General features: G+C 45.0%; 10 protein-coding genes. 6 read left to right on the top strand and 4 right to left on the bottom strand.

What is annotated here, in order from left to right; translation table 11 throughout:
* Nucleotides 1–10: 10 nt before the first annotated feature.
* The 3 genes from crtR to LW728_RS12445 form a co-directional block, all read right to left on the bottom strand.
* Complete coding sequence (gene crtR / locus LW728_RS12435; RefSeq protein WP_002800634.1) at nt 11–904, bottom strand: beta-carotene hydroxylase; 894 nt, start codon at nt 902–904, stop codon at nt 11–13.
* Nucleotides 905–1,065: 161 nt separating this feature from the next.
* Entirely contained in the window at nt 1,066–1,485 is a 420-nt protein-coding gene (locus LW728_RS12440) for a helix-turn-helix domain-containing protein (protein ID WP_002800633.1), read from the bottom strand.
* On the bottom strand, nt 1,469–1,768 hold the full coding sequence (locus LW728_RS12445) for a type II toxin-antitoxin system HigB family toxin (protein WP_287766830.1): 300 nt from the start codon (nt 1,766–1,768) through the stop codon (nt 1,469–1,471). Before LW728_RS12445 ends, LW728_RS12440 begins: the two co-directional genes overlap by 17 nt.
* 432 nt (nt 1,769–2,200) lie before the next feature.
* On the opposite strand from LW728_RS12445, the gene LW728_RS12450 reads away from it, so the two are divergent.
* From LW728_RS12450 to LW728_RS12470, 5 genes are all read left to right on the top strand, one after another.
* The gene (locus tag LW728_RS12450) at nt 2,201–2,755 is read left to right on the top strand and encodes a PEP-CTERM sorting domain-containing protein (protein WP_287766832.1); all 555 of its coding nucleotides are present in this window, start codon (nt 2,201–2,203) and stop codon (nt 2,753–2,755) included.
* Nucleotides 2,756–2,874: 119 nt separating this feature from the next.
* Nucleotides 2,875–3,174: a nucleotidyltransferase family protein gene (locus tag LW728_RS12455; protein ID WP_287766834.1), complete on the top strand. Its 300-nt coding sequence runs from the start codon at nt 2,875–2,877 to the stop codon at nt 3,172–3,174.
* 438 nt (nt 3,175–3,612) lie between these two features.
* Nucleotides 3,613–3,894 (top strand): DUF433 domain-containing protein, encoded by a 282-nt coding sequence (locus LW728_RS12460; RefSeq protein ID WP_104396872.1) that lies wholly within the window; start codon nt 3,613–3,615, stop codon nt 3,892–3,894.
* 160 nt (nt 3,895–4,054) lie between these two features.
* The gene (gene gltB / locus LW728_RS12465) at nt 4,055–8,629 is read left to right on the top strand and encodes a glutamate synthase large subunit (protein WP_287766835.1); all 4,575 of its coding nucleotides are present in this window, start codon (nt 4,055–4,057) and stop codon (nt 8,627–8,629) included.
* A gap of 94 nt (nt 8,630–8,723) precedes the next feature.
* Nucleotides 8,724–10,025 carry a Swt1 family HEPN domain-containing protein gene (locus tag LW728_RS12470; RefSeq protein WP_287766837.1) on the top strand — a complete coding sequence of 434 codons (1,302 nt, stop codon included), beginning with the start codon at nt 8,724–8,726 and terminating at the stop codon, nt 10,023–10,025.
* A gap of 163 nt (nt 10,026–10,188) precedes the next feature.
* On the opposite strand, the gene LW728_RS12475 is transcribed toward LW728_RS12470, so the two are convergent.
* A complete protein-coding gene (locus LW728_RS12475) occupies nt 10,189–10,308 on the bottom strand; it encodes a type II toxin-antitoxin system Phd/YefM family antitoxin (RefSeq protein ID WP_002777099.1) in 120 nt (39 codons plus the stop codon).
* A 244-nt stretch (nt 10,309–10,552) separates the two neighbouring features.
* Between LW728_RS12475 and LW728_RS12480 the strand changes: the two genes are divergently transcribed.
* Nucleotides 10,553–10,792 carry a hypothetical protein gene (locus LW728_RS12480; protein ID WP_052275296.1) on the top strand — a complete coding sequence of 80 codons (240 nt, stop codon included), beginning with the start codon at nt 10,553–10,555 and terminating at the stop codon, nt 10,790–10,792.
* Nucleotides 10,793–10,867 lie beyond the last annotated feature (75 nt).

Genomic DNA, 10,867 nt, shown 5'->3' on the forward strand with positions numbered 1-10,867 from the left:
ACGATAACTGCTATGAGCTAGATTTAGAAGAATGGGAGTGAAAGCGAATCCCCAAAAAGACATCGTAGAGGAAACTCCAGAAATTCTTACCTTGCAGTAAACCTAAAGACTGTTCACACTCTTTTGCGTCTAAAAGCGGTTTAGTGGCATAGTATGCCGGTTGGTATTTGTACCAGGGAATCGACGGCCAGAGATGATGCACGAGATGATAATTCTGCCCTAAAATCAGCAGATTTAACAGGGGACTGGGGTAAACGCGGGCATTTTTCCAACGATTACGCTCTTGGAAAGGACGATGGGGGAGATAATCGAAAAATAAACCGAGGGCAATTCCCACCACTAAAGCAGGAACAAACCAAAAATTCATCACATAGCTGATAAAACCGTATTGACAGGCGACGATGACTATGGTAGCCACAAAAAGACGACTGAGGAACCATTCCAGCAGTTCGTATTTCCGCCAGAGTTGCCGCTTAAAAAAGAAAATCTCGTGATAAAAAAATCTGGCCGCAATCATCCACAAAGGGCCGCCAGTGGAGACAAAATGATCCGGATCATTTTCGGGATCGTTAACGTGAGCGTGGTGCTGTAAATGGACTCTAGTGAAGACTGGAAAGGCAAAACCGAGCATTAAAGCACTGCCATGACCTAAAATAGCATTAAATAGCCGATTACTATGGGCAGAATTATGAGAGGCATCGTGGATAACTGTCCCCGATAAATGTAAAGCGAGGACATTAGCACTAAAACAAATCCAGTCAGGCCAGGACCATAGCCAATAGCCACAGGTAGATAGGGTTATTAGGCTCAAGGCACTGAAAAACATGGTAACGTTTGGGTTGAAGCCCCCCGGTGCTTTTAAATACTCTTTGGGGACTGTCAGCAACATCTCGGCCGACTGCATTATGGGTGTTGCTCCTTATTGTGTTCGCTTTACTGGCGTAAATTATCATACTACGGCTTTTTCATAAAGTTTTGTAACATTATCTTAATTAATCTAAAGTTATGAAGAAAGTAAGGATTTGTTATATGGTCTTCCCCCCCAGTCCCCGAGGGAAAGCGAGGCTACAAGAGAAAATCACGGGCGCTTAACGCCAGTTTCGCACTTAAACGATTAAAAAATTCGGCTAGAGACTCGGCTTGAGAGGGAGCGATCGCCTGTTTCCCCCCTATCACCGATTCTACTCTATCCCGATCGCCGAAAATATCCACAAGACACTCCCTATCGATATCGAATTCATCCAGTAACGATTCTAACGTAGCGGTAGGATTTGTTCGGGCGATCGGATAATGTTTCCGCTCGTATTCTTCCACTAATAACACCAATAAATCGAATAATAGTCCTTCGTCCTTGCTTAACTCCCGTGACATCATCCCTTCAATTATGCTTAAAAATCGCTCGTATTCTTGGGAGTTATTAATCGGTTTCGGTTGATACTGCAATAGTAAATCACCATAGGTTAATGGATTAGAAGTAGGGATCATTTTTCCAGTTCTCCTTATTGTATTCAGCGTGACTTAGAATATATTTAACGAAAATGGTTTGACGAGAATAATTGATGTCAGCGATTAAACGGTATTTGTTTCCCTTGATATTAAAAACTGTAAAATTTCCCACCGCCTCCGCCTTCGGGTAGCGACCTTGAACCTCTACTAAATTTTTCCAGTTAGCCTTACTAGCGAAGTTATACCAATCCCTAAGAGCTTCTTCTGCGTCCGAGTGGCGTTCCCAAAACTCTCGTAATTTGACTTTACTGATCACGCCCATCGATCGCTAGTTTTATTGTTGTTTTTAACTTAGATAAGTAGCTGGTTATAATTAAATTAAAAATGGATTTTAGGTTCGATCCCCCCTGCCCCCCTTGATAAGGGGGGTGCCGATCCCCCCTGCCCCCCTTGATAAGGGGGGTGCCGATAGGCGGGGGGATCACCCTTAATAAGGGGGGCATCTGATAATTTTTAACGCCTACCTACTTAAACATCGATCGCTCTGATAATTATAGTGTATGCCAATTTTACCGATCGCTCCCCGCACCCCAGAAAAGCGCACCACTTCGCCGCTCTCTTGGGAGATCGCTCTAAATCCCGAATCGAGTAATCAATAGCTAGATAAAGCATAATAAATATAAATTACAAAAACCTTGACAAAATCGCGGGGGGGGGGTAATATTTGGGAGAATTTAGCTAAACAATGTATTCTATGCCACTTAAAAGTTCCCTTTGTTATTCCGTCGCCCTCGCCACGGTAGCCACCGCCACCCTCGCACCGGTTGCCAGTGCCGCAACTTTTAACTTTTCCTACACCTCCAGCGCAGGAACGATCACTGCGACGGTGGACGGAACCCTGCAACCAGATAACAACAGGGTATTCGTCAGTTCTATCAGTAATACCACCTTTAACGGCTCTCCCGCCCCCGCTCTTCCGTTGATAGGTTCTTATCTCAATAGCATTCTTGCTGGTGGTGTTGTTGTAACGGGTCAGGCGGTGCTATCCCTAGACGGAGCGGGACTGGATTTTGTCGCTTGTAACACGACGAATTGTATTGATGGATTCGGCTTTTTGCCCCCTAACGCTATTGTAGGTAACACGACCGACCTGTTCGCTTCCGGCAGTGCCTACGGTTCTACTCTTCCTGAACTCTTCGTTCTCGCCAATTATTCCCTGACCACCGTTCCCGAACCAGCGACGGTTCTCGGTTTACTCTCTGTTGCCGGGGTGGGTTTATTGTGCAAAGGCCGGAAACTGGAAAAGTAATTGTGACCGACTAAAAATTAAATTGATTGGGAACGGGTTGTGCGATTGTGGCAGCCCGTTTTAGTCTTTTATTAGCATCGAGAGATTGATCGCACGATTAACTAAAGGGAGTAAATTAGATGGTAGATAAAATCACTGCCAACGAGATATTGGAACGTTTACGAACCCTGAAACCCGAACTAGCGGAACGATACGCGATCAATCGAATCGGCATTTTCGGCTCGGTAGCCAGAGAGGAAACCCGCCCGACGAGCGATATAGATATAGTGGTATATATGCCCCCCGATCTGCTTAAAAGAGTCAGACTGAAAGCCGAACTAGAGAACCTATTCGGTCGGGAAGTGGACGTGATCCGCTATCGGGATTCTCTGAATCCTTACCTCAAGGCACGGATCGATCGAGAGGCCATCTATGTGTGATCGATCGCTTCTATTCGAGTTAAAAATCGCTTGGAGGGCTTACGGTGATGGAAGGAAAAGAAACAGGACTAATTGACATCCTCGCCGCCCTAAAAGTGCGGCGATTCCTAAACCTCACGATTTAAGTTTCTGCTTCCACCACCGTCGCATACCACAGTTAAAAAACCATGTACTGTCTTACACAGGCGGGGTTTCAGACCCAAAATTTCCGATGAACGGGAACTAGAGGAAATTCTGGAAATGGCACGGGATGCGGCGGAAAAAGCCCGATCGATGGGCGAGGTAATTACAGAAAATTCAAAAAAATGGCGAGAAAGAGCGAAACAATCGCCGCAAGTGAGATCGGGTGGCTGAAGTAACCGAACCGATATTTATGGGGAATAGTCGGGGGTTCGATCGATACGATAAACTAAACGATATCCACTCCAGAAAACCGCGATGGTTCAAGCGACCGAATATCTCTATATCGTTCGAGACGACGAGATCTTACACGGGGAACCAATTATCAAAGGAACCCGTACACCCGTCCGCGCCATCGTCGAAACTTGGCGTCTGGGGGTCGCTCCCGAAGAAATACCCCTAGGAATGCCCCATCTGACGTTAAGTCAGATTTTCAGTGCGTTGACCTATTACAGCGACCATCTAGAGGAAATTAACGCTTATATCGAGCGTAACCACATTCCCGACGACTTAATCGATCCGCTGCTAAAAAATTCGTGAATAATCTCTTCGGTGTAAAGGAACCCTTGTCACATCGAAACATTTCCTTAAGATATAAGACCGAAGGTCCAGTCTGGATACAGAATTGATATACCTAGAATCGCTACTCTGGCTCACCCTCTAGGCCCTTCCCTTCCAGACTGCTAGGCTATTAGACAAGATGAATAACAATCAAACTCCACGGAAACAAGGACTATACGATCCCCAATTTGAACATGATGCTTGTGGTGTCGGTTTTATCGTTCATAAAACGGGTAAAAAGTCCCACGATATTGTTGAACAGGCCTTAACAATTTTACTAAACCTCGATCACCGTGGCGCGTGCGGTGCGGAAAAAAATACGGGAGATGGGGCGGGTATTTTATGCCAAATCCCTGACCTATTTTTCCGGAAAGTGACTGGGGATCTAGGTTTTACCTTGCCGGCAGCGGGACAATACGGGGTAGGAATGCTCTACACGGCCCCTGATGCCGAAATTCGCGGGAAAAGTCGCCAGGAATTCGAGAAAATCGCCGCCGAAGAGGGGTTAAAAGTTCTCGGTTGGCGTGATGTTCCCACGGATAACTCTAGTTTGGGCAATTCGGCCAAATCTACCGAACCCTTTATCGAACAGGTTTTCATCGAACGCGATGCCAATTTAAGCGATGATCTGGCCTTTGAACGCAAATTATACGTTATTCGCAAGCGTTCCCATCTCAATCGTCAATCTTTTAATCGTTACTGGTATCCTTGCAGTATTTCTAGTCGTACCATTGTCTATAAAGGGCAATTAATGCCGGTACAGGTGGGTGACTATTTCCCCGATTTACACGACCCCGACTTTCAAAGTGCTTTAGGATTAGTCCATTCTCGTTTTAGTACCAATACCTTCCCCAGTTGGGAACGCGCCCACCCTTACCGTTATATTGCCCACAATGGCGAAATTAATACCCTGCGAGGTAATATTAACTGGATGCACGCCCGTCAGTCGATGTTTGCCTCACCCTTATTCGGGGAAGACATCAAAAGAATCCAGCCGGTTATTAATATCGAGGGTAGTGACTCCTTAATTTTTGATAATGCCCTAGAATTAATGGTTTTATCGGGGCGTTCTCTCCCTCACGCTGTCATGATGATGATTCCTGAACCCTGGGCAGCCCACGAATCGATGAGTGATGAGAAAAAAGCCTTTTATGAATACCATTCCTGTTTGATGGAACCCTGGGATGGTCCGGCCTCGATCGCTTTTACCGATGGTACGATGATGGGAGCAGTGTTAGACCGCAATGGTTTGCGTCCTTCCCGTTACTATGTCACCAAAGATGACCTAGTAATTATGGCATCGGAAGCGGGAGTTTTACCCATTGAACCAGAACGCGTCGCTTTTAAAGGTCGTCTGCAACCCGGCCGGATGTTCCTTGTGGATATGAAAGAAGGTCGTATCGTGGCCGATGAGGAAATAAAAGCAGGTATTGCCAACGCTAAACCCTATCGCCAGTGGTTAAACGAAAATTTAGTCAATTTAGACGATTTACCGGCGGTGGAAACTGCTCCACCGGAAACTTCTGTTTCCCTAATTCAACAGCAAACCGCTTTCGGTTACACTTTTGAGGAATTACGTCTTTTATTAGCCCCCATGGGCCGGGATGGAGTGGAAGCAGTGGGTTCCATGGGTTCCGATACACCCCTAGCCGTCTTGTCCGATCGCCCAAAACTGCTTTATGATTACTTTCAGCAGTTATTCGCCCAAGTCACTAACCCCCCGATTGACTCGATTCGCGAAGAAATTATCACCTCTCCCATCACCACTATCGGCGCTGAGAGAAATCTCCTGGATCCGCAGCCCGAAAGCTGTCACCTGATTAAACTTAACTCTCCTATCCTCACTAACGCCCAATTAGCGCGTTTACAGGGCAATAGCGAATTTAAAACCGTGACTATTCCCATTCTCTTCGATCCCACTTCGGGAGTCGAGGGGATGCGTAGCACAATTGAGGCAATTTGTCAAGAGGTGGACGAGGCAATTTTAGCGGGCGCGAGCATTATTATTTTAAGCGATCGAGGTATCGATAAAAATCACGCCCCGATTCCCTCACTGCTGGCGGTTGCCGGTTTACACCATCATCTCATCCGGCAGGGAACCCGCACCAGAGTGGGCCTTGTCCTGGAATCTGGCGAACCCCGGGAAGTGCATCACTACGCCCTTTTACTCGGTTATGGTTGCGGTGCGATTAATCCCTATCTAGCCTTTGCCACCCTCGGCAGTATGATCGAGGAAGGTTTATTGGTAGGAGTTGACCACCAGAGTGCCTGTAAAAACTACATAAAAGCCGCCACCAAGGGCGTAATTAAAGTGGCCTCTAAAATTGGCATTTCCACCCTGCAAAGCTACCGTGGGGCGCAAATATTCGAGGCTATTGGCTTAAATCGATCGGTAGTCGATCGCTATTTTACTTGGACAGCTTCCCGCATTGAAGGGGCCGATTTAGAAATTATTGCCCGGGAATCCCTACTCAGACATGGCCACGCTTTCCCCGACCGGGATGTTAATGTGCATACCCTCGATATTGGCGGTGAATATCAATGGCGTAAGGACGGGGAAGCCCATCTTTTTAGCCCAGAAACCATTCATACCCTGCAACAAGCGGTAAAATTGGGCAAATACGACCTCTTTAAGAAGTATTCCCAACTGGTCAACCAACAGAATCAAAAATTCTTCACCCTGCGGGGACTATTAACCTTTAAAAACCGGGAAAGTATCCCCATCGAAGAAGTGGAACCGATTGAAGCGATTATGAAACGCTTTAAAACCGGGGCCATGAGTTACGGGTCCATTTCCAAAGAGGCCCACGAATCCCTCGCTATTGCCATGAATCGTATCGGTGGCAAGTCGAACACCGGGGAAGGGGGCGAAGATTCCGAGCGCTACACTTGGACAAATGAACAGGGAGACTCGAAAAATAGTGCCATTAAACAGGTAGCTTCCGGCCGTTTTGGTGTCACCAGTCTTTACCTCTCCCAAGCGCGAGAATTGCAGATAAAAATGGCCCAGGGGGCAAAACCGGGCGAAGGCGGTCAATTACCGGGTAAAAAAGTCTATCCTTGGATTGCCAAAGTCCGTCACTCCACCCCCGGAGTTGGTTTAATTTCTCCCCCACCCCACCACGATATCTACTCGATTGAAGACCTAGCGGAGTTGATTCATGACCTAAAAAATGCCAATCGTGCGGCCAGAGTGAGCGTAAAACTGGTTTCTGAGGTGGGAGTTGGCACAATCGCCGCCGGAGTCGCTAAAGCTCACGCCGACGTGGTTTTAATCTCTGGTTTCGATGGTGGGACCGGAGCCTCACCCCAAACCTCGATTAAACACGCGGGTTTACCCTGGGAGTTGGGACTAGCAGAAACCCATCAAACATTGGTGTTAAATAATCTTCGCAGTCGCATTGCGGTGGAAACCGATGGCCAGATGAAAACCGGCCGCGATGTGGTGGTGGCAACCCTATTGGGGGCCGAAGAATTCGGGTTTTCGACCGCGCCACTGGTGACGTTAGGCTGTATTATGATGCGGGTTTGTCATCTTAATACCTGTCCGGCGGGGGTAGCGACCCAGGATCCGTTATTACGGAAGAATTTCATCGGAGATCCCGAATATACGGTGAATTTCATGAAATTTATCGCCCAGGAAGTGCGGGAAATTATGGCCGAATTGGGATTCCGCACCTTAAATGAAATGGTGGGGCGAACTGATGTATTAGAGCCAAAACAGGCGGTAGAACATTGGAAAGCGAAAGGAATTGACCTAACTCCAATTCTCTATCAACCGGAGGTAGATGCAGAGGTAGGACGTTATTGCCAGATTCCCCAGGACCACGGTTTAGATAAGTCCTTGGATATAACCATTTTACTGGATTTATGCAAGGATGCCATTGAAAAAGGCGAAAAAGTCAAGGCGACACTACCGATTAAAAATATTAACCGCGTGGTGGGGACGATTTTAGGCAACGAAATCACTAAACGTCACTGGGAGGGTTTACCCGAAGATACCGTACATCTCCATTTTCAGGGCAGCGCGGGGCAGAGTTTCGGTGCTTTTGTTCCCAAAGGGGTGACACTGGAGTTAGAAGGGGATGCTAATGATTATGTGGGTAAGGGTTTAAGCGGTGGCAAAATCATCGTTTATCCGCCCAAAGGTTCCACTTTTGTGGCCGAGGAGAATATTATCATCGGTAACGTGGCTTTATACGGCGCGACCAGTGGTGAGGTGTATATTTCTGGGGTTGCTGGGGAACGTTTTGGGGTGCGTAACTCTGGGGTGACTACGGTGGTTGAGTCCGTTGGCGACCACGCCTGCGAGTATATGACGGGGGGTAAAGTCGTTGTTTTAGGGCCCACCGGTCGCAATTTCGCCGCCGGGATGAGTGGTGGTGTCGCCTACGTCCTCGATGAGTCGGGGGATTTCGCCACTCGTTGCAATACCCAAATGGTAGCTTTAGAGGCGCTAGAAGGGGAAGAAATCGACGATTTACGCGAGTTAATTCAACGCCATGCTGATTACACCCAAAGTCAAAAAGCGTCCCTAGTTTTAGCAAATTGGTCGGAAATGTTGCCCAAGTTTGTTAAAGTAATGCCCAAGGATTATAAGCGGATGTTGCAGTGTATTAAAGAGGCGTTAGATTCCGGTTTAACTGGCGATTCTGCCCTCGATGCCGCTTTTGAAGCCAACGCCCGCGATGTGGCAAGGATTGGCGGTAGTTAGGGTTTAATGGGGGCTGAATAAGCCCCCTTTTTTTCAATAGACAAGTTAAAATAGAGGTTAGATGTTGTTTATAGACCTAACTCCTGTCATTCCAATGGACACACAAAACAATTTTCTCACCTTTGAAATTTTTGCATTTGACACTTCTAATCAATCTCATATCAAAACTCCTGATAATTTAGTCTATCTTCTCGCCTCGAATGATTCATTTTGGAAGGGAACACAACAAATAGGTGATAACAGTCGCCAAATCAAGGATAATTTTATAGAAATTACAGTAAATCCAATTAAATTTGATCAAGACAGCAAAGATAAATGTATTACAGGTTTTTCAATTGTTGTAAAGGGAGAATATGATTGTTTAGAACCTCAACGTATTCCAATTTTAAATTTTTTCAAAGAACAAAAATTAGAAACACTGTATATAGTAAAAGACGAAATTTCTGAGCAGATTGCTGTTCAAATTTATCCTTATATTTATCGTGTGGAAAACCATTTAAGAGCCTACATAACGAAATTCATGACAACCAAGATAGGAGTGAATTGGTGGAAAACGGAAGCCCCCCAAGATTTTAGCAAGAAAGTTAATGACAGAAAAAATAATGAAACAAAATTTGCAAGCTATATTGACAATAAACTCTATCTGATAGATTTTAATGATTTAGGTGAGTATATATACAAGCTTTCATCTGGTTGTATAACCAAAGAGGATTTAATTAAAAAAATTGATAGGCTTGAAGAAACTCCCGAAGCAATTCGTAAATTAAAAGAAGAAATTAAAAGCAACTATGATAAGTTTTTTAAGGAATCATTTAAAGACAGAAATTTTCAATCTAATTGGGAGAAACTGTATAAAATCAGAAACAAAGTAGCTCATAATAATCTTTTTACCAATGACGACTTAAGTGTGGCCGAAGAAAAACACCGAGACTTAATTGAAACAATCAAGAACGCGGAGCAGAAACTTGAAGGACTGATATTAACTCCTGAAGAAGTAGGATTAATACAAGAAGAAGCAAATTCTATAGAAGATAGACAATATCCCATCGAAAAATTGATGGATATAGTAGGAAAGTTACCATCCGAAAAATTGATGGATCCATTAAGAAAGTCACCATCCAAAAAGATGGATCTAGTAGGAAAGTTACCATCATGCCATTCTCTTATCACTCCTTCTGGCTTAAACTTAAGACGAATGAAAACCGAAAAATTGATGGATGCATTAAGAAAGTTACCATCCGAAAAATTGATGGATCTATTAAGAAAGTCACCATCTGACGGGTTCTTCGGTTTGTGCTATGCAATGGACGGAGTTATAAGGGATGAAACCCTTATAGAGAAGGACATTGATGCGATTTTGTCAATTGTTTTCGATCTAGAACGAACTAATCAATAGAACTCTTGCAAGATAAGGATTTAGTCGATTTATGCCACCCTTTAGGAAGTTGATGGGTGCTGCTACTGAGTCGGGATTCCTTGAGTGTGTAACACAGCAGAGTATGGCTATCGATTAGACATTTCAAGGCAGATACTCCGCGAAGTCTTGTAAGTGTTCTTTATCATCGGCTTAATTTTGCCAGTGGGAAATTATTATCGGTAATTAACAATTCTTCCCCTAGTTTGAGATTGTATATCAGTTCGGGCAGTTTGGCTTGAGCTTCTTGGAGAGAGACAATCATAATTTTACGGCAAGCGGGAAGATGAAAGGACTTTCTAGGCCGATAATACTAAATCCGTTGAGTAACGCACAGAAAACGGGTTTCTCGGAGAAACCCGTTTTCTACTCATGCAAAAATAACCAGATTTGTTATAATTTCTCGATTCTAACTGATCGACGCAGAGAAGGGATAGGCGAACCGAAAACCCTCTCCATTAAGGACTCGTGTTAAACTGATTAATCATGCTGGTGTCTAGAAGCGACCTATGCCAAACTTAACCTTAAGCAACGAACAAGTAATCGAATTAGTCAAACAACTCCCCGAAGCACAGCAACAGGAAGTTTATAAAATTCTCATCCTCAGTCAGTGGAGACAGTTGGAACCAGTATTTAACGAAGGAGCAGAAAGAGCTAGAATCGTAGCCAAAGAACGCGGCCGTGATTGGGATACTATGACCGAAGACGAGAGAGAAGAATTTATCGATGAAATCGTTCACGAAAAATAGTGACCTATGTAGTTGTTTTTGATACAAATATATTAATCTCTGCTTGGCTGTCTAAAAGCAGCCCTACATTTTCCT

This window comes from Microcystis sp. 49638_E5 (genome assembly GCF_021300285.1).
GTDB lineage: Bacteria > Cyanobacteriota > Cyanobacteriia > Cyanobacteriales > Microcystaceae > Microcystis > Microcystis aeruginosa_C.

Excerpts from the sequence above, each read along its gene's own strand:
- LW728_RS12445 (WP_287766830.1), bottom strand. The coding sequence starts at position 1,768 with ATGGGCGTGATCAGTAAAGTCAAATTACGAGAGTTTTGGGAACGCCAC.
- LW728_RS12460 (WP_104396872.1), top strand. The coding sequence starts at position 3,613 with ATGGTTCAAGCGACCGAATATCTCTATATCGTTCGAGACGACGAGATC.
- LW728_RS12455 (WP_287766834.1), top strand. The coding sequence starts at position 2,875 with ATGGTAGATAAAATCACTGCCAACGAGATATTGGAACGTTTACGAACC.
- LW728_RS12470 (WP_287766837.1), top strand. The coding sequence starts at position 8,724 with ATGGACACACAAAACAATTTTCTCACCTTTGAAATTTTTGCATTTGAC.
- LW728_RS12450 (WP_287766832.1), top strand. The coding sequence starts at position 2,201 with ATGCCACTTAAAAGTTCCCTTTGTTATTCCGTCGCCCTCGCCACGGTA.
- gltB (WP_287766835.1), top strand. The coding sequence starts at position 4,055 with ATGAATAACAATCAAACTCCACGGAAACAAGGACTATACGATCCCCAA.
- LW728_RS12440 (WP_002800633.1), bottom strand. The coding sequence starts at position 1,485 with ATGATCCCTACTTCTAATCCATTAACCTATGGTGATTTACTATTGCAG.
- LW728_RS12480 (WP_052275296.1), top strand. The coding sequence starts at position 10,553 with ATGCCAAACTTAACCTTAAGCAACGAACAAGTAATCGAATTAGTCAAA.
- crtR (WP_002800634.1), bottom strand. The coding sequence starts at position 904 with ATGCAGTCGGCCGAGATGTTGCTGACAGTCCCCAAAGAGTATTTAAAA.
- LW728_RS12475 (WP_002777099.1), bottom strand. The coding sequence starts at position 10,308 with ATGATTGTCTCTCTCCAAGAAGCTCAAGCCAAACTGCCCGAACTGATA.